Below are 19,224 nucleotides of genomic sequence, written 5' to 3' on the forward strand. Positions count from 1 at the left end.
AGCCGTTCGTCATCCGGCCAGAACGTTCGGTGAATTCCCGCCGCAGCACGTCCGCCATAGTGTCGACAGCCTCACATACGTGGTCACGCACCCGACGACATCGGAGGCCACCTTGGTCATGCGGCGCACCATCGGCGACTGGTATGCCAACGCGGAGGGCCGCGATTCGGCCGACTTCCGGCGCGACTGGGAAAACGACGACCGGCCCGACCGCACCCCAGACACCTGGCTCGACCGGTTGAAGCCATCGGAGCGGGTGGCTGCGGCCCGTCCTTCGCGCCGTTCCAGCTCCACCTCGCGGGGCGGCCTTCGTGGCACAACGCCCACCCAACGCGGTTTGGCGGATGCCGCCCGCGAGCTCCAGCGCCGGATGCCCAGCATCAAGGACAAGACGCTCGTCCGGCACCTCCGGCAGCGCGGCTGGCTCGACGTCTCCGAAGAGCAGGTACGCAAGGCGCTGCGTGCGTACCCGGCCCGGCCAAGCTCGCAGTCACGAGGAACCACGACGGCGACCACGCCGCCGAGCGCGAACCCGAAGCCGACGAAGACGAGGACGAAGGACGGCGGGACCATCACGATGATCTACCCGCCTACCGACCCTCCCCCGCCGAAGTCGAAGGCCCGAGGAACCATCAAGGTGGTCTCGCCCTCTCCCGCCACCCCAAAGCCGGCAAAGAACGGCACACCCAGCCGCGAGCGACCCACCTTGGCGGACGTGGTCCGCGAAGTCCAGGCGAGCCGCCCCGGGCTCGGCATCAAGAGGTTGACCCAGGAGGTCAGAGCGCGCGGCTGGCAGGGGGCCACCGAAAAGCAGGTCAAGGCCGCCCGGAAATCCCTCCCCCCGAGCCCACCCGCGCCCACGCCAGTGTTCCGAAGGATCCAGGTTCCGCCCCCGCTTCGGACCGTGCGGACTCCGCGCCCCGACGCCTGCTTTGCGTGTGGCGTCGTGCCTTCACCACTCGGGTCGTGCCGTTGTTCCTGACGCCGAGTGGCCCTTCGTACCGAGTGGACGGACGCTTCTGATCTATCGGCGGCCACGTGCGCCCGCGTAGCCTGACCCACTGCGGCCGAGCGCGACGTGGCTCAGACCGCCCACCCCCACGCGCCTCGACCCCAAGGAGTTCCCGGCATGACCTCGGATGCCCCCGACGGATCGGTTTCGGAAGCAGCCGTACCCGGGCAGCGGGTCCTCGACCTCTTGGACAAGGCCATCGCCGTTCAAAGTCCGCTGGTGCGCAAGAACATCGCACGGGCCCGCCAGCGAAACCCGGAGGCGACACCTGAAGAGGTGATCCGCAACCTGGAGCGGATGTACGTCAGCGCCTTGACCGGTACGGGCGCCGCGGTCGGCGGGGCTGCTGCCGCGCCCGGCGTCGGAACGGGCATCGCCCTGGCGCTGTCGGCCGGCGAGGTGCTCTCCTCCCTCGAACTGAGCGCCCTCTTCGCGCTCTCGATCGCCGAAGTCCATGGAGTCGGCATCGACGAAATCGAACGCCGCCGCACCATCGTCATGGGCATCATGCTCGGTGGATCCGGCTCCGCCACCATCACCAAGGTTGCGGAGCGCACCGGGCAACACTGGGGCCGCCAGGTCGTCGCGAAGGTGCCGCTGGAGACGTTGCGGCAGATCAACAAGATCCTGGGCAAGAACTTCATCACGAAGTACGGAACCAAGCAGGGAATCATCGTTCTCGGGCGGGTGGCGCCGTTCGGGATCGGCGCGTTGATCGGTGGCGGCGCCAACGCCGCTATGGCCACCCTCGCGGTGAAGGCCAGCCGCCGCGCGTTCGGCCCGCCCCCGCCGTCGTGGCCATAACGGGGGTACGCGCTGCCGTCAGCCACCGGCCGTCCCGTACGCGCCTCGCTCGGCAACGGAGGGCTTGGCCGGAAACTGCGCCAGGTCGGTCCAGTCCTCCAGCGCGGCGACGAGGATCTTCTTGACCTGAGTCTTGGCTTCCTCAAGCGCGAGATCGATGAAGCACTGGCATCTCGTCAGGTCGTCCCCGTTCACCACGCACAACAGCACCCCGGCCACCTGGAGCCCGCGGGCCGTGGCGACCATCTTGGCGTCCGGGGGCAGCGGGATGCGGGACGCGAGTTCGCGGGCGAGCGACTGCACGACCCGGTCGCCGCCCAGAAGTGAGGCGAGCCAAGCGGCGACCGCTCCGACCAGGTCGTGCAGCTTCTTCTTGCACGCCAAAATCGCCCCGGCCATGCGCGCCAGCAGCTTGCACCGCCTCCGCCGTCGGCGGCTGAAGAGTCGCCTCCAGGTCTCCTCGGTCACGCACTCCGTGGCGCGGTCCGACACGACCTCGACCCACCCGTCGGTGAGGACGGAGGCGCAGAAGTCGGCGGCCTTCTGGACCCGCTCCTGCTCGCGACGTTGCCTGGCACCGCCGCCGACTCCTCGGGGCGCTGCGCTCATGCCGGTGACCCGCCGCCTCGGGTGTGACGCGCGGGCACTACCCCGCGTCTTCCTCTCTTTGGGATGCCGTGGGCCCGCCTCCGGCATCCCGGGGTGCTTGTGGCAACGAATCCCCGCGATCCGTACACGGTTCTTGCAGAGGGTGTTGTCCTGGCACCGCGCGCGGCACTTCGGCATCTGACAATCATCACCACGCCTGGCCGGAATGACTGTCAGAAGATATACGGATACGCATTCGCGGTTTTCGGAAGCACGTCGTCTTCACGGCCCCGGCATGGGAATGCACGAGCGTGAATAGCGCGACGTGGTCTTGTAGAGTCAGGTGTCGTAATTGTTTTGCGGTCACGGTTCCGAAGAATAGTCATGCCAGCGGATAGGCGTTGCGGCGGCGGCTTGGCTTCTCGTGCCTTCATGACCGCTCACTTTTCACGCCACAGTCGCGTTACCTTTGCAGGTCAGCGGCGCAGGCGGCGGGAGCACTCGCCGTCGTGGCCGTCGCGGAGCACGCAGCGCCGCCCGCCCGGCATGCGCAGATCGCAGAAGACCCGGTGCCGCAGGAACTGCGCGTCCTCCTCCGAGACGGTCATCTCCCCCGGGTCCATCATCGGCAGCACGGTGATCCACCGGCCGACGACCCGGGCCAGGCGCTGCGCGGCCGGCAGGTCGGCGGCGACAACGGGCAGGTGGATCACGTACCGTCCGCTCACCGCCGACCACCCTCGGCCTGCTCGGACTGCCACCGACGCAGCGCCACCTTGATCCGCAGCGTCTCCCGTCGGCTCTGCGCCAGCGCGTCGTAGACGGCAGCCATGTCGACGGCGACCCGGTCGAGGAAGGCGTACACCTCATCGGGGTTCAGGCCGCGACGTCCGAGCCKGGCGGGCGGGAAGCGGCGCTCGCGCACCTGCCACGGCAGCAGACTGGGGTACGCGCGGGAGCGGTGCGTCGTCCCGGCACCCTCGGGGAACGGCCTCTGGTTGCGGACGCTCATCGGTGCCTGCCTTCCTGGTCGTGGATGGGTGGGTCCACCCGCCCTCCCCGCACGGGCGGACCCACCCCGCCCGAACACCGCAGCTTCGCTCAGCGGTACGGCATCCGGGCTGGCCGGTGTCGGGTGGTCTGGGGAGTGCGGCGGCCGATTCGGGGGTACCTCGCCGCCGCACTGGCCATCCTGAGGCAGTTCCCAGTGAATAAGCAACGTTTGCGGCCACGATTTCCCCGGTCTGCGCCGATTTCCTTTTCCGGAGCCGCGAGCCGTTCCACGGGAGGGCCCCGCAGTGTTGCGCAACGGAAGAGGCGGCCGCCCGTGGGAATTGCGCGTTGATGGCTGTTGTCGGGGGTGTCTTGTATGGTCAGACGCGTGAGTCGCTTCGTCAGCAGGAAGCGCAAGGCAAGCACTTCTCAGGTAACCATTCCACGTTTCACCGATGGCGTCCGGATGTAACAAAACGCAACACGAAAAGGGGTGGCCGATGGCCGACGACATGGGCTCGACAGTTCCTAGGCGACAACTCGGGCGAGCGTTACGCGAGCTGCGCACCGAAGCCCGCATGACCCTCGATGGCGCGGCCGAGGCCATGCAGTGCAGCCGGCAGAAGATGTGGCGCATCGAGACCGGCCTCGGCCCCACCCGCGCCGTCGACGTCAAGGCGATGTGCGAGCTGTACGCCGCGACCCCCGAGCTGACCACCGCCCTCGTCGCCCTGGCCAACGAGACCAAAGCCAAGGGCTGGTGGCACTCCTACGGCGACGCCATCCCCGACTGGTTCGAGCTGTACGTCGGCCTCGAATCCGCCGCCTCCCGCCTCCGCGAGTACGACGACACCCTGATTCCCGGGCTGCTCCAGACCAGAGGCTACGCCCACGGCGTCTACCAGCACCGCTCACGCATCTCCGAGGAGGAACGGGAGCGGCTTGTCGAGGTGCGACTCCAACGTCAGGCACTGCTGGAACGCCGCCTCCCGCCCGCGCCTCAGTTCGAGGTCGTCCTCTCCGAAGCGGTTCTCCTACGGGTTGTCGGCAGCCCCGCCACGATGGCCGAACAGCTACGACACCTGCTCGACGTAGTCGCGTTCCCGCACGTCTCGATCCGGGTGCTCCCACTCAGCGCCGGTCTGCACTTCGGCGCGGTCGCCGGTCCCTTCGTCATGTTGGACTTCCCGCTGCGCAACCGGGTGGAGCCCGACCCATCCGTCATCTACAACGAGTCGCTGACCGGCGCACTCTACCTCGACCGCAAGGAAGAACTCGCCATCTATGAAGAGGTGTGGGCGAGTCTCACGTCCCTGGCCCTCGATGAGCAACAATCGAAGCAACTGATCAACAAGATCATCGGAGAGGTCCACCATGGCTGAGCTGACCGGCGCCCAGTGGCGCAAGAGCACACGCAGCGGCGACAACGGCGGCAACTGCGTCGAGGTCGCCGACAACCTCCCCGGCCTCGTCGCAGTACGCGACAGCAAAGACCCGGCCGGACCGACTCTCACCTTCTCCCCCACCGCTTGGAGCACCTTCGTCCGGACAGCCAAGGTCGAAGCTTGACCCTTGCAGCGATGACGTGAGCGCGCCCAGCAGACGCAGAAGCGCGCTCCGGCGTCGGGAAATGAATCTCTCGACCAGCCGGATGCAACACTCCACGTTAAGTTACCGAGTGCCGCACTAGATTATCAACAACAGGTATAGGCAGTGTCGAAAGAGTGCAAGTTCTCACCAAAGGCGCAGCCCTCTTGACAATCTTGGCTGGGGCAGAAAATCGGGTGATCAAACTTGACCACACCAAGAAATCCTTTGACGATGCAGATATTCGGCGAAGCGCCCGACATTCTTTCATACTTCTCGGACAATCAGCCGGTTCTTGATCTTCTACAGAGCCACGGGCTTGCTCGCGAAGATTCTGGATCCATTGAATCTGATTTAAAGATAGGGCTTATGCGCGCCTCCTTCGTGAACGAGCAAGCCCTTGATCGCCGAGGTATGACCCGTGGCTTACTGCAAGCCCTAGCAGCCCTTGGTCGAACCTTCGTTCGGCGGGAAGCCGCAGCCCACGCGTTGTTGATCCTCAAGCCCAACGACCAGGCTGAAGTGCATAATCTAGTGAGCGAAACATTTGACAGTATACCTTCGCGCACTTCAGAAATGTCGTGGATTCGCAAATCGGCGTTAGTGGCAAGATCGGAAGATCGACACGCCTTCTCGCCTGCAGTCTGTGCCGAAATCTACTATCAGCTTTTGGGTCTTCTGTGTGTCGTTGGCCGAGCTCCCGTTGCAGCAAGCCTTGTCTGCTCGCTATTCGCTGACAGCAGTGCTGTTCTCCATGCGAAAGCTGCCGAGGAGAACGTTCTTGACGGACAGGCCCGTAGACTGCCTCAAAGGCATCTCGATGCGGTACGTCGGGTGATGGATCTGTTTGAATTACCCAAGCGAGCATCAGTCCTTGTGTCGTCTGCGTTGACTCACAAATCTTGGACGTATAGCGAAGACCCTACCCCTAGATCGGCTACTCGAAAGAACTCTAGTTTAGTATTAGCTGCTCTTGGGTCCGCAGTACTCTCACACGAGTATGCATTATCTGCTGTGATTCAGGCTTGCAGGCAGCCTCCTCCAGCGTTCAAGTTTCAAGACTTGACGCAGGCCCACTTCGTGAAATCGTTTGAACTCGCCAACCTTGAGCCAGGGGCGCTCCTCTCGCCGAGCGAAGAGCGCCTTGGTATGCGGGAGAAGATGGCCGCAGAGTTCTTCAAGGCGGTGGTTGGCGCTGTCTATTTGGCAAAAGGGCGGCCAGATACACTCCTCGCCGACTGGCCTGTCGAATGGGCGGCGATCCAAGTACACATTGCGCCTGGTGGTCTTCGGGCGCTCAGTCCCATCGACGCGTTGACCAAGACCCTAAAGACGACGCAGATTGATATTGAGCTATGGCGAGTTGAGGTCGAAGGCCCAAAGCATGCAGAGCGATTCCGGGCGTACTTGACGCTTAAGAGTGCTGCTCTCGCCAAATCTTTTACGGTTGAGGGATCGCTCACTTCTGGGCGGGATGTTCTCGCCAAGAGTAGTGCAGCCCAAATTGTGCTCGACGCCTTGGTTGCCGACTACGAGGACCTGGCTGAAGACGCCGCAACCCCTCTCGTCGGTTTCATCCGCGACCACTTCCGTGCGTTAACCGAGAAGTATGACTCCGGCCTTGTCGAAAATCGCCGAGCATCCACTAGCGCATCTGATCGCCGTTGTTATCGCTATGTTGCTGTAGAGGCTTACATGCCGGCTAGCGTGCGGCATTGTGAATCTAGTAGTCGCGTTACGGGTCGCCCAGAAGCAGGCTTGGTCAGTCGATACCTTGACTGGCTTGTTGGATCAGGCAGGCGCCTCGTGCCTCGTCACCGCATATCGATACCCGGCAGTAAGGGGTATCTCTTCACTGACGTATTCGACGCTCTCACATTTGAACTGATAGAGGCAAAATCGTCCGCGTCTCGTAATTCTGTGCGATTAGCTATAGGGCAACTACTTGACTATGCAAGGTTTGTGAGTTACCGCAGACTGGCTGTTCTTCTGCCATCTCTCCCTGACGATGACTTGTGTGACCTGTTGACATCTCTCGGAATTGCCTGTATATACGAAGCTGCGTCCGGTGATTTTCGTCGAATTGATCCCGAGGTGCCCTAGTGTTCGCGATTAATAGCCGTCGTCCTTACGTTCTCGGATAAGGCTGCTGTCGGCGTCCATGGCTCCCGTCGCGCTGTCACTCCAGGAGCTTGCCTCTTTGCTCGCAGGTTGAGCCGCTTGGGCGAAAAGCGACCACTGGTTCCGCCACGTCTCCACCTGCGCCGGGTAGATCGCCGTGTGACGACTGTCGGGGTTGCGCGGGCGCACGCCACCGACTCTCGACATGAACTCCTGGTGCCGCTCATCCATGCCGCTGCGCAGGTCGTCTCCGGGTACTACGTAGAAGTCCCGCGGCCGATCGGTCACGTTCACCAGGACATAGAAGTCAATCGAGGCGCCGTAACCTTGTACACGTCTGCAGTCATCCATGCGCCCTGGGCGGCGACCTAAACCGCCGCCCGCCTGCCGCTGCTCTTCACAACGTCTGTGGACCCTCAAGGCTCGCCGAATAGCCCTGCAACAGGGCTCCGGCCACCGCGAGGTGCCGCCCAGCCTGGTGCTTCTGGTGGTTACTCGGAGCCATCTGCTCTCCTCGGGGGTGAGAAGGGATACGGGCTACGACGGCTGCCAGCCCGCGTCGATCGCATCCTGAAGCCGCTTGCTGAACACAGCATGCGCCTGCCGATACTCGTTCTCCCGATCCACCTTGTAGAACGGCGCCGCATACCCCTCCGGCACAGGATTCCGCTTCGGATCGCCGATGTACGCCACGAGTTGCTCAAAGCTTTTTCTGGTTTGTCCGAGTCCGTACGAGTACGGATCTGCGGCGATCCTGCGACCCACCGCATCGAACCACATTTGATCTTCACGGTCAGTCAGGATCGGATATCGGGATCTAAGAAGCGCGATCAGCTGCTCGACGTCGATACCAAGCCAAACTGCAACCAAAGCATCAAGCTCGGCAAGGAGTGCGCGACGCGCATGTTCACTACGCAGGGGAGAATGTGTGTCCCAGGCAGGGCGAACGTCACCGAGCGCCTCAAGGGTTGGCCAGTCGCTCGCCCACTCTTCACTCAGCCAGGATGGATGGAAAAGCTCGGCCCAAAGGTCTGCGTAAGCTCTAGTAAGGCAGTTAAGGCGGAGGGTGCGCAGCAAAAGCCCGGAGGCGAGCGGATGGTCGGGCTGCGGAGCCGGCATTGACTGACAATCAGCTGGAGTAAGATCAGCGCGACCCGTGATTCGAAGATAGTAGTCAAGCGGAAGGGACGCCCAGAAACCAGCAGTGAGCACTGTGATTAGATTGTTTTCGAGAACCATCGATCGAATGGTGTTCACATGCGCCGGGCCGGGCGGCATGATTGCAGCGAAGAGCGACCGTTCCGTGTTGAAGGGAATCATCCTACGCCACATTAACCTGAAGAATTCAGTGCAGCTCTGACCATCCCATGTATCTTGACCCGATCTCGTGCTCGCCTCATTACTCGACAGGACGTAGTTGGTCCTCGGAACAAAGTTGTCAGGCAAATCCGACAGGCGCACCGAGTCCCAGTCGCGATTGCTTCGGCAGGGCACCCTCGGCTCTTTCGCCCACGGCAACGCAATTCCAAAATGCGGCCCCTGAAGCACCAACTGTTCGAGCGAGCCCGTCTCACGCTGCTCCCAGCGAATCAGTCCATCCCGCCGCGCATTCGACTCATCGTATCCGCGACTAATCCGCGGAGAGTAGTCGCTAAGACGGCGCTTGAAAGTTGCAAGTGCGGAGATGGCGTCAGCCTCGTGCACGGTGATCGGAAAGAGCATTTGCGCCTCATCAACCGGGACATCCGCATCGGCTTTAAGACGCTGCCACTCCGACATCAAATCCAGGTCAACATCGACAACCCGTGCTAGATGGGGGCGCGTATCCCACTTCCCTTTGTGCTTCAAGCCCGGCACATCACCCTGACCATCATGGGAGAGAGACGCCGCAAGAGCTTCCGCACTATAAAGGCGGCTAAGGTGCTTGAAGCGAGGAGTCCGCGGGTTTCCGTAGATGTGCACACCAAATTCGAGACTTCGCACTGCGTCCTCGAAGGCCCAGTTCGCACCGTTTACCAGACTGCCGTGGACCCGCATTCGTCGATAGGCTGTCTTCCGCAGAAGACCCTCCTTCACGCCGCCGAAGTGCGTATCTGGATGAACCATTCCAGCGGTTCCGTGCGGCCGAGAATGATCCCAAACGCGGCACATCATAGCGCGATATAAATCTGGCTGAGTCCCAACAAGCAGGGGATAGGTAGTGACATCGCCAAGAAATGCCACCATGCCATTATTGCGTGCAGCTTCGCTCAAGAAGCTAGTACGAATGGCAGCAGTCTCAAGGACATCGTTCATGCGCTCGCGCCAAAGCTCGGCAGGTGCCCGCTCCACGAGCTTGAACCACGGCTCATGCTCAGCAAGCAACACGTCTGCTTGCCACCGTGGGCGGACCCACGGCGGGTTGCCGACCTGGAGGTCGAAGCCGCCCTTGGCGAACGCCTGCGCGAACGTCAACTCCCAATGGAAGAAGCCCTGCTGCTCGGCGATCCGCTCGGCGGCCAGCAGCCACGGGAACCGGTCGGCCAGCATCCACGGCGAGTCGACCCCGATCACGCCGTCGAGCTTCTGCTCAAGCTCGCTCATCTCGGCCAGGCTGTCGAGCTTGCGGCCGTAGAAGCGTTCGGTGTTCTCGTCCACATCGCTGCGCCCGATCAGCGCCTCCGCGAACGTCAGCCAGTCGTCCAGGTTGGTCAGCGGCACCTGCTTGCGGAGCTGTTCGGCCACGGTCGTCCGGCGGGTGCCGGTCGCTCTGGTCGGCAGGGTCATCTGCCGTGGCTCCACGTTGCCGAAGATGTCCGGCGTCTCGTAGACCACCTGCTCCTCGTACGCCGGAACGTCCTTGACGTGCGACACCTGGACGGGCGCGGCCGGGTACGCCGCGTCCGAGCCGTCGAGCAGGCCGACCTTGTCCAGCGGCCAGAACCACAGCGCGCACCAGGCGTCCATCAGGGTCTTGAGCCGCCAGTACGGCGTACCCGGCGCGGTTAGGTCGGCGAGGATCTTCTCCCGGGGTACCGCCCCGTTCACCGGCGGCAGGTCGTCGGCGCCCCAAACGGTGATGTCACGGCGGATCTCCCGCTCGGAGATGGCGAGCCGCTGCTGCACCAGCCCCCACAGGAACTCGACCCGCCGGGCCAGTGCCTGCAAGCGTTTGACCTGTGAATTCTTACCCTTGGCCGACGGCACGCGCTTCATCGCCGTACGCCAGGCTTTGAGCTTGGCGGTCTCGGCCGGCGCCAGCTCGCGGGCCTCCTTCTCCCCCGCTACCGCGCCCCACCCGTCGGCGGGGAGCAGAAAGTGGTGGACGGTGCCCTCGTCGATCGGCCCGTCCCGGAACGGCTTCTCCGCCGGGGCGGTGGTCAGCCAGGACTTGTCGGCGAGCTGCTTCGGGTCGTAGGTCTTGCGTCCGCAGCCGATCAGGGAGTTACCGCGTTGCAGGTGCAGGCCGAACCAGGGGGCCTGGAGGCCGGCGTGCATGACGTTCAGCCAGAGTGAGACTTCGGCCAGCTCGACGGCGGTGCGGTTGAGGTCGACGCCGTAGCTGTTGTGCAGCGCGATGTACGCCTTCACCCGCTGGAGTTCGAGGTGGTACTGCTCCGGGTCCAGGTCGACCTTCAGCTCGCGGGCGCGGCGGCGCAGGTATTCGGCGGCGACCTGGTTGATCGCCTCGTTGAGGAACGCGCCGGAGCCGAGCGCCGGCTCGCAGATCGTCCAGTCCAGCAGCTCCCGCGCCGGCGTGACCGTGCCGTCCTGGTCGAGGCGGTACTTCAGGGCGAGCTGGACGGTGACCTCGGTCAGCGACTGCGGGGTGTAGTAGGAGGCGCTGGTCTGCCGGTCCCGGCCGGCGAGACGGTAGACGAATGCGCCGGGGGCGTAGCTGACCCGGCTCCGTACGCCCGTGTACGGGTCCTCCTTGTAGACGAAGACGTTGTCGTCGTACTCGTCGGCCTTGGAGGCGGGGATCATCCACGAGCCGTCCTTCGGGTCGCCGTTMTTGGCGACCTCGTAGAGCTGCTCGGTGGCGACGAAACCGGTGTAGGACATCAGGCCCTCGTACACGGCACCGAGCTGGTTGATGCCGAGCTGGGCGTACGAGATGAAGCCACCCCGGCGCCTCTTCGCGCCCTTGGTGAGCATCAGCCGACGCAGCACCTGGTAGAGGACCTTGTTACGTAGCCGCGTGTCGATGGTCGCCGCGTCCGGGTCGTCCTCGTCGTCGCTGTCCGGCGCAAGGAGTCGGCCGATGAGCTTGGTCTTCTCCCGCAGGAACAGGTCCGACTTCATCGGCTCGAAGCGCAGGCCCTCGCCCTCGCTGGCCTTGTCGTCGACCTCTGCACCGGCACGCGGCCGGTGGCCGTCGTTGACCATACGGAACAGCAGGTCGAGCGACTCGTACAGGTGGAAGCCGCCCTCGGCCGAGGGGGCGAGCTTGCGGGAGACGAGGTCGCCAATGCGGGCCAGGCTGTAGCCCTCGACGTACTCGCGGTCGTTGACCGGCAGGACGCCCAGTTCGGGCCGGGCTTCGGCGTAGAGCAGGAACAGGATCCGGTAGAGGTAGCGCAACGCCTCCCGCCCGAGTGCCCTGGCCAGTTCGTCGAGCTCCATCACGTCCTGCGGCTGGTAGCCGGCCTGCCGGATGCGGTCGAGCACCTCGTTGGCGATGAGTTCGACGGAGACCTTGAGACCTTCGCGGAGTTCACCGGAGACGCCGACAGCGTGCTGGCGGGAGCCGGCGACCAGGTCGGCGAGGGGTTCGGTGCCGCCCTCGGCGGGCGGGCGCAGCGAGTCGGCGCCGAACAGCGCGGCGACGACGTCGTACTCCCGGTCGTCGTTGCGGGCGTAGGCGGTGTCCAGGCTGACGGCCAGGTAGCGGCCCTCACCCCAGGCGGTGCGGTCGGCGAGGGTCACCACGCCGCCGCTGAGGATCAGGACGTACCGGGGTTTCGGGTCGTCGGCGGCGAAGAGCCACGACGCGAGCTTCGCACCGGTGTCAATCGTCTCGGTGCCGCTCAGGGTGACCGGGGCGAGCAGGCGGCCGGCGTCGTCCGGGTCTTGCGCGGCCTCGGCGTCGACGGCCCAGCCGCAGTCGAGCGCGACGATGCCGTGCGCGGAGGTGAGTTCCGCGTGCGCGACAGTGATCTGATGCTCCTGGCCGGCGCGCTCGACGGTGATGGTCTGCGGCTGCGGCTCGAAGCCGAGCGCTTTCAGCAGCTCCTGATGCAGCTTGCGCAGCCGCTCGGGGTCGAAGAAGTCGTCGTCGGCCAGCTCCGTCTTCGCGTCGAAGTAGGGGCGGCGCAGGCCCCGCAGCCCGGTGCGCGGCGTCTGGTCGCCCGCCTTCTCCCGCTCGGCCCACTGCTTGAGCAGGCCACCCTTCAGGGTGGTGGGCAGGATCTCGGCGAGGTAGTGGGCGGAAAGGTACTCGCCGCGGTTGGTCAGCGCTTCGAAGCTCATGCGGCACTCTCCGGGGACGGGACGAGGACGGCGAGGACCCGCAGCAACGGATCACCAGCGGTTTCCAGACGGTCGAGCAGATCGTGCTGCTCGGCGACGGTGTTCCGCGCCCGCTCACGGCGCTTCGCACGGTGCGAGGCGGGCAGTTCGTCGAAGATGCTGGCCTGCTCGAAGGTCTGCAGCCGCCGCCGGTAGTGCTCCAACGGTTCGGCGTTCGCCGCGTCCCACTCGGCGCGTTCGGCCTCAAGGTGCCGGCGGGCTGCCGCGACGGCCTGCGGCAGGAGCTGACGGAACGGGTCGAGCGCCAGGGCCTCCGCGCGGTTGACCATGGCCGGGCCGACGTTGGCCTCGCGCAGCACCTCGTCCATCGGCCGGATCTCTGGCGCGGCGGGCAGGCCGGAGACGGCCATCCACTGCACCACTGTGGGCTGGCCGAGGCGGTTGGCGTAGACGCCCTGGATCAGGTAGGTCGGCTTGGTCACGTCGGCGGTTAACACCGGGGCCTGCTGGCGGCCGAGCCGGATGAGCACCTTGTCGACAAGCCAGTCGACCATCGGGTGGACGTCGCTGAGGAAGGCGATCTCCGGCCACATCGGGGTCTTGCTCTGCCGGGCCTGGTCGAGCTTGCGCTGGGCGAGTGTGCGGTCGAAGGTGACCTTCAGCCGAAGGTCCTCGCCCTCACGGTGGGCGCGCAGGTAGGAGCGGGGCAGGTCGGTGAGCCGGTGCACCAGGTCGTCGGGGGCGAGGAACGTGAGTAACTCGTCCTCCCGGCGCAGGTCGATGTGGTCCTCGGGCCGGTCCTCGTAGATCTCCCGCAGTGCCGCGTCGACGAAGTCCTCGGTGGAGTCGAAGAGCTTCGGCACCCGGGCCACGGCAACGTCCGTCATGACGGGGGCGGTGCCGACATCTCCGAAGAGGTCGGCCATCACGTCGATCTCGGCGTGGGCCGCCTCGTAGGACTCGTCGACGCTCTTGCCGGCCAGCAGGTCGCGGACCAGCCGGTCCTCCTCGGCCTTGGCGTCGTAGAGACCAGTTGCGGCTTCGACGCTGCCCAGGCTGCGATGGGCCACCGCTTCCCGGTCGAGCAGCTTCTCGGAGACCGTCCGGTCGTCCTTGGCGTCGTCCCGCTCCGAGGTGAGGATGAGCGCCCGGAACTGCGGCTGGTGCTTCTGCCCGTACCTGTCGATGCGGCCGTTGCGCTGCTCGATCCGGATCAGGCTCCAAGGGATGTCGTAGTGGATCAGGTGATGGCACTGCTGATGCAGGTTGACGCCCTCGGAGGCGACGTCGCCGGTGAACAGCAGCCGCACCTCGCTGCCGGCCAGCTCGAACTCCTGGAGGATGCGCTGTTCGTCCTGGTCGGCGACGCCGCCGTGCAGCACCCGCACGGCGTTCGGCTTGAGGCCGAGCATGCCCGGGACCGTCTCGGCCAGCCACTTGATGGTGGGAACGCGCTCGGAGAACACCACCGCCCTGGTGTCGCTGCCCCTGCCCACGCCGATCTTCTTCAACTCCTCGACAAGCTTTACGAGCTTGCTGGAGTCGTGGTCGGTCATCGCCGAAGTCAGCTCCGCGAGCCGGTCCAGCGCCGCGCGCTCGGCGCCAGTGGCCTTCTTGCGCCGGTTGGTCACCGTCTCGTGCAGCGCCCGGTGCGAGGAGAGGAAAGACTTCAACAACGTGTACGGGAAGAGCCGGTGCTGCCCGGTGACTGCCTCGTCGCTCCACTTGCCGGCCAGCCACACGTCGGTCAGCTCGTCGAAGATCTGCTCCTCGATCGGGCCGGCCGTGCAGTACACCGCCTGGGAGGGGCCCCGGTCGGCCCAGCGGTCGCCGATCTGGTCCCGCACCTCCGGGCTGACCTTCGTACGACGGAGGTAGAGGTGGGCGATGTCCTTGGCCTCGTACTGCTTCTCGTTCGCGATCGCGGCCGGGTCGAGCAGCGAGATCAGCTGCGCGAACGACTCCTTGTCACCGTTGTGCGGAGTGGCGCTGGCGAGCAGCAGGGCATCGGTCTTCGCGGCAAGCCGGCGGGCCAGCTCATTGCGCTTAGTGCCCTTGTTGATGAGGTTGTGCGACTCGTCGATGACCACGACGTCCCAGGTGGTGGCGTCGAGGTGGTGGCCGAACTGGCCGGCGTCCTTGAGGGTGTCGACGGAGATGATGGCGCGCTTGAAGTACGTGAACGGATTCCGCCCGGCCGGGATCTCTTGCTGGATGCGCTGGATTCCGGTCGAGTCGAGTCGCACCAGGGGAATCGCGAAGCGGGTCCATAGTTCGCGCTGGAACTGCTCCAGCACCTGCTGCGGTGACACCACCAGGATCCGGTCACCCCGGCCCCGGCGGATCAGCTCGGCGAGGATCAGCCCGATCTCCAGGGTCTTGCCGAGGCCGACCACGTCGGCGAGCAGGATGCGCGGTCGCAGACCGGACAGCGCCAGTTCGACCGGGCGCTGCTGGTAGGTGAGCGGGTCGAGCAGGAACCGGTCGGCGAGGGCGAGGCCGCGTTCGGTGCGCGGCAGTGGCGTACGCCGCAGCACCGCCTCCAGGAACAGCCGGCTCTGCCGGAACCGCGACGAGGTGTCCACGACGAGTTCCGTCTGTTCGGGAACCAGCGGTCTGATGTCCTCGAGGCCGGTGAAGAATGTCGCCTCGACGTCCTGGACGAATTCCGACACCCCGACAGCCTTGATCATGGTGCCGTCGGCGGTGCCGGTCTTGACGCCTCGGACAAGCCACTCCTCGTCCCGGACGACGATGCGGGAGCCCGGGGCGAAGGTGGCGTCCTGGGAGGTGGTCATCGGTGGAGCCTTCCTACAGGGTCGAGCGTCGGGCGTACTGGCGGCGGATCCTCTCGACCAGCCATGTGACGTCGGGGCCGGAATCGGTCTGTCGCTCCGGGTCGACCACGGTGGGCTTCGGGTCCGGCACCGGCACTGTGTCGTCCTCGGGCTCGACCGAGGTGTCCTCCGGGTCCCGCTGGGGATCCTGCAGATCCGCTGGGACGAGCAGTTCAGTGTCCCCGTCATAGGTCAGGCCGGCGACCTCCTGGCGCAGGCCGGACGCTGTCTTGCCGCTACTCGCTGTGGCGACGGCAAGCAGGCGGGCGCCGGCGTCGTCCAGGCCGGGCCGGGCGTCGGGGTCGTGGGCCAGCATCGCGCCGAGCAACGGCGTCAGCTCGGCGGGCACGCCCGACAGGTCGGGCAGGTCGCTGGGCTCTGTGATGCGCAGCAGCAGGTTCCACGAGTTGGTCGGCGGGTAGAGGCCGTGACCGGTCAGGGCGAACACCAGCGTCGCCGCCAGCCCGTAGACGTCCACCGCCGCGGTCAGCTCCCGCTCACCGCGTACCTGCTCCGGCGACATGTAGGCGGGCGTGCCGACCAGGGCACCCGGCTCGGTCAGGTAGTCGCTGCGATCGATCAGGATCGCCAGCCCGAAGTCGATGAGCTTCGGGCCGTCGGGACCGAGGATGATGTTCTGCGGCTTGAGGTCGCGGTGGAGCAGGCCGGCCTGGTGCACCTTGCCCAGCCCGTCGGCGAGCATCGCGCCGATCATGGCGGCAAGCGGCAACGGAAGCGGTCCGTGGGCGTCGACGTGCTGCCGCAACGTCGCTCCGGGCACGTACTCCACGGCCAGCCACGCCGGGTCGCCGTAGGGGTCGGCGTTCTCCAGGCGGGCGATCCGCGAGCCGAACACCAGCTTGAGGCTGTCGACTTCGGCGGCGAATCGGTCCCGGATCGTCGGCTCCTCGATCAGGTGCTTCCGGATCACCTTGAGCGCGACGCGGTCGGCGGTCGGGGACACGGCGAAGAACACCTCACCCATCCCGCCCGAGCCCAGCGGCTTGACCAACTCGAAGCCGCCGATGGTGCCCAGCGTCATCCCGCCCCCTCACGATGACACCCAACCGAACTGCCACCCGTCGGGTCGGAGCCCGGCGGACGCACGACCGTACATCGTTGTTCGATCAAGGAGCTAGTGCCCCTTCGGCGATTTCCGCTGGTACGGACGTCGTGCCGCCGGTGCGAGCCCGCCCTGGGCCAGTCCGTCCGCGGTCAACTGGGCGAGTTCCGCGCCCAGCGAGGCGGCCTGTCGGATTGCCGACTCGAAGGCGTGCAGCCGCCGGAACGCCTCCCCGTACCGCTCCTGTTCCTCCCGCGTCACCCGCCGCACCTGCGCCCGTCGCACGTCGAACCGCAGCGTCCCCGACAGACTCGACGCCTGCCGCTCATTCGTCGACGTCCGCAACTGCCCGGCCAGGAACCACGAATCCAACGCGGCGGGATTCGGCCGCAGCAGGTACAGGTTGCGCCCCAACAGGGCGCCCTCCGCCGTCACCACCCGCGCGGTGAGCTGCCGCGCGATCATCGGCACCACCACGTCCCCAGCGGCCAGGGCGATCTCCTGCCCGAGCCGCCCGTCGTCCCGCCCCGACGGCTCACCGCCGCCCAGCACGTCCGGCACCGTCAGCACCGGCCGACCGTCACCGGCAAGCTCACCGTCGTCGCCCGCAGCACCCCGGATCGGCCCGAGGAGCTGCAACGCGCCGGCCCGGACCAGTTCGCCGACCGTGAGGAACTCCCCCTGCCCCTCGTCGGCTACGGGCGTGACCTGCGGCATCAGTGTGGGCAGGTCGGCGACGACGGCGGCGAGGCGCTCGCGTGTGCGTACCAGATGTTCGCCTGTCGCCTCGCCCACGACGGCGGGCTGGCGACGCGCGGGGGTGAGGTCGATCTCCTCGTCGAGCAGTTCGATGACCGGGACGGCGCGCGCGTAGCCGGGCTCGTCGATCTCGCCGTCGTTCGCGAAGAACCGCCAGGTGTCGAGGATCCGGGTGTGGTCGCCGGTGGCGGCGTCGATGAGCAGCGTCCGCGCCGGTGGGGGCGCGTCGGCCGGTGGGCGGCGCAGCACCCACAGGTGCAGGGGTACGCCGTGCGGCGCGGCCGCCCCCGGCGGCAGCGCGATGACGGCGCGCAGCACGCCGCGGCGCAGCAGTTCGGCGCGGATGCGGCGGCCGGGTCGTCGGCCGGCCACGGCGGGCGGCATCAGGAGTACGGCGTGGCCGCCGGGCCGCAGGTGGGCGAGCGCGTGCTGGACCCAGGCCAGCTCCGGTTCGGTACGTGGGGTGGTGCCGACGATCCAGCGGGGGTCGTGGCCGAGCTCCTCGTCGCCCCAGTTGCTGGCGCCGAAGGGCGGGTGGCAGACGACCGCGTCAAACGTGCGTCCGGAGTAGTCGTCGGAGCGCAGCGAGTCGCCGGTGCTCACCTCGCCCGGCACGTCGCGCAGCGCCAGCCACAGCCCGGCCAGCCGGGCGAGGTCGGGATCGAGTTCCTGTCCGTACGCGGAGGTGCAGCCGGCGCGGACGGCGGCGCGCAGTGTGGCGCCGGTGCCAGCGGCGGGGTCGAGGACGGAGCCGCCGGCTACGGCGGCGAGCCCGGCCATCAGGTCGGCGATGTCGTCGGGGGTGGCGTGCGGGCGAGCCGGTCCGGGGGCGGAGAAGCGTTGCCAGAGCGCGTCGAAGGCGCCCTGTGGGCCGAGTTCGTCGGCGAGCGCGTCGATGTCCGGCGCCAGCGCCTTCAGCTGCGGGTCTGCCGGGCGGGTGGGGCGTTGGCCGCGTTGCCGGGCGAGCAGCCGAGCGCCGACGGCGGCAAGCCCGGCCGCAGATGACGGGCCGGCTGCGACGAGGTGCCGCCAGAGCCGGTCGGCGGTGGTGAGTTCCGGGAGTTTGCCCTGGGCGTGCAGCCAGCGCTCGACCTGGGCGAGGTCGAACTCGGGACTGGTGGCGCTGCCGCCGACTGGCTCGGGGAAGTCGCCGTGTCGTTTGCGCCAGTTGCTGACGGCGGCCCGGCCGACACCGGCGAGCCGGGCGATCTCCGCTGCGGTGATTGTCGGTGTCTCCTGCACGTTCGGAGTGTGTCACACCTGTCAAGCATGATTCTCGTTGACAGCGTTCACAGATGATGCTCTCATTGACGCCGCCACGTTCACAGCAGGAGGAAAACAATGCGCAAGACCACCACGCTCGCCCTGATCGCCGGCGCCCTCGTCGCCCTGGGCTGCGGTGCCGGCACCACCGACGACACCACCGGCAGCAAGGCGGACTCCGGCACCGAGGCGGCCGCCGGCGACACCGACGGCGGCAAGGCGGACGCCGGCAAGAGCGACGACAAGCCGAAGACCGCGAAGATCGGCCAGCCGGCCCGTGACGGCAAGTTCGAGTTCACCGTCAAGTCCGCCAAGTGCGGCGTCAGCAAGGTCGGCTCGTCGGCGTTCGGCGCCAAGGCGCAGGGCCAGTTCTGCCTGGTCACGCTCAACGTGAAGAACATCGGCAAGGAGTCGCAGATGTTCGACGGCAGCAGCCAGAAGGCGTACGCCGCCAACGGCACCGAGTACTCCGCCGACGGCTCGGCCGCCATCTACGCCAACAAGAACGCCGAGACGTTCCTCAACGACATCAACCCCGGCAACCAGGTCACCGGCGTGGTCGTCTTCGACATCCCGAAGAACGTCAAGCTCGCCAAGCTCGAGCTGCACGACTCGCCGTTCTCCGGCGGCGTCACCGTCTCCCTGAGCTGAGCTGGCCTGCGCCGGCCGGGGCGGGATCCGCGAACCCCGCCCCGGCGCTATCCCACCGCACCACCGCCAGCCCGATTCTCTACGCGAGGAGATCG

13 protein-coding genes are annotated in these 19,224 nt (G+C 66.4%); 6 read left to right on the plus strand and 7 right to left on the minus strand.

The genetic code is table 11. From position 1 onward, the window contains the following. Positions 1-79 precede the first annotated feature (79 nt). Together A8711_RS32220 and A8711_RS26895 are read left to right on the plus strand one after the other, a co-directional pair. The gene (locus A8711_RS32220; RefSeq protein ID WP_124778935.1) at positions 80-982 is read left to right on the plus strand and encodes a hypothetical protein; all 903 of its coding nucleotides are present in this window, start codon (positions 80-82) and stop codon (positions 980-982) included. 147 nt (positions 983-1,129) lie between these two features. After that, complete coding sequence (locus tag A8711_RS26895; protein ID WP_069089729.1) at positions 1,130-1,816, plus strand: hypothetical protein; 687 nt, start codon at positions 1,130-1,132, stop codon at positions 1,814-1,816. Between the two features lie 18 nt (positions 1,817-1,834). Here the strand turns inward: A8711_RS26895 and A8711_RS26900 are convergent, their stop codons facing one another. From A8711_RS26900 to A8711_RS26910, 3 genes are all read right to left on the minus strand, one after another. Next, positions 1,835-2,425, minus strand: a complete 591-nt coding sequence (locus tag A8711_RS26900; RefSeq protein WP_069089730.1) for a hypothetical protein — start codon at positions 2,423-2,425, stop codon at positions 1,835-1,837. Positions 2,426-2,880: 455 nt separating this feature from the next. Next, entirely contained in the window at positions 2,881-3,132 is a 252-nt protein-coding gene (locus tag A8711_RS26905) for a hypothetical protein (protein WP_069089731.1), read from the minus strand. Beyond that, positions 3,129-3,416 (minus strand): DivIVA domain-containing protein, encoded by a 288-nt coding sequence (locus A8711_RS26910; RefSeq protein ID WP_069089732.1) that lies wholly within the window; start codon positions 3,414-3,416, stop codon positions 3,129-3,131. The genes A8711_RS26905 and A8711_RS26910 overlap by 4 nt, the downstream gene beginning before the upstream one ends. 481 nt (positions 3,417-3,897) lie before the next feature. Here A8711_RS26910 and A8711_RS26915 point away from each other — a divergent pair, with 481 nt between their 5' ends. From A8711_RS26915 to A8711_RS32225, 3 genes are all read left to right on the plus strand, one after another. After that, complete coding sequence (locus A8711_RS26915; protein WP_069089733.1) at positions 3,898-4,779, plus strand: helix-turn-helix transcriptional regulator; 882 nt, start codon at positions 3,898-3,900, stop codon at positions 4,777-4,779. Next, positions 4,772-4,966, plus strand: coding sequence for a DUF397 domain-containing protein (locus A8711_RS26920; RefSeq protein ID WP_069089734.1), 195 nt, complete (start codon positions 4,772-4,774; stop codon positions 4,964-4,966). The genes A8711_RS26915 and A8711_RS26920 overlap by 8 nt, the downstream gene beginning before the upstream one ends. Before the next feature lie 252 nt (positions 4,967-5,218). Beyond that, positions 5,219-7,087 (plus strand): hypothetical protein, encoded by a 1,869-nt coding sequence (locus A8711_RS32225; protein ID WP_124778934.1) that lies wholly within the window; start codon positions 5,219-5,221, stop codon positions 7,085-7,087. Between the two features lie 555 nt (positions 7,088-7,642). Here the strand turns inward: A8711_RS32225 and A8711_RS26930 are convergent. The 4 genes from A8711_RS26930 to A8711_RS26945 all read right to left on the minus strand — a co-directional run bounded on the left by A8711_RS26930 (position 7,643) and on the right by A8711_RS26945 (position 18,457). Then, a complete protein-coding gene (locus A8711_RS26930; RefSeq protein ID WP_069089736.1) occupies positions 7,643-12,556 on the minus strand; it encodes a restriction endonuclease in 4,914 nt (1,637 codons plus the stop codon). Next, positions 12,553-15,354 (minus strand): helicase-related protein, encoded by a 2,802-nt coding sequence (locus A8711_RS26935; protein ID WP_069089737.1) that lies wholly within the window; start codon positions 15,352-15,354, stop codon positions 12,553-12,555. The genes A8711_RS26930 and A8711_RS26935 overlap by 4 nt, the downstream gene beginning before the upstream one ends. Positions 15,355-15,367: 13 nt before the next feature. Then, positions 15,368-16,435 (minus strand): serine/threonine-protein kinase, encoded by a 1,068-nt coding sequence (locus tag A8711_RS26940; RefSeq protein ID WP_069089738.1) that lies wholly within the window; start codon positions 16,433-16,435, stop codon positions 15,368-15,370. Positions 16,436-16,528: 93 nt separating this feature from the next. Further along, positions 16,529-18,457: an N-6 DNA methylase gene (locus A8711_RS26945; protein ID WP_176722892.1), complete on the minus strand. Its 1,929-nt coding sequence runs from the start codon at positions 18,455-18,457 to the stop codon at positions 16,529-16,531. Between the two features lie 99 nt (positions 18,458-18,556). Here A8711_RS26945 and A8711_RS26950 point away from each other — a divergent pair, with 99 nt between their 5' ends. Beyond that, positions 18,557-19,129: a DUF4352 domain-containing protein gene (locus tag A8711_RS26950; RefSeq protein ID WP_069089739.1), complete on the plus strand. Its 573-nt coding sequence runs from the start codon at positions 18,557-18,559 to the stop codon at positions 19,127-19,129. Positions 19,130-19,224: the final 95 nt, after the last annotated feature.

Source organism: Micromonospora sp. II (genome assembly GCF_001709195.1).
In the GTDB taxonomy this organism is placed as follows: domain Bacteria; phylum Actinomycetota; class Actinomycetes; order Mycobacteriales; family Micromonosporaceae; genus Micromonospora; species Micromonospora chalcea.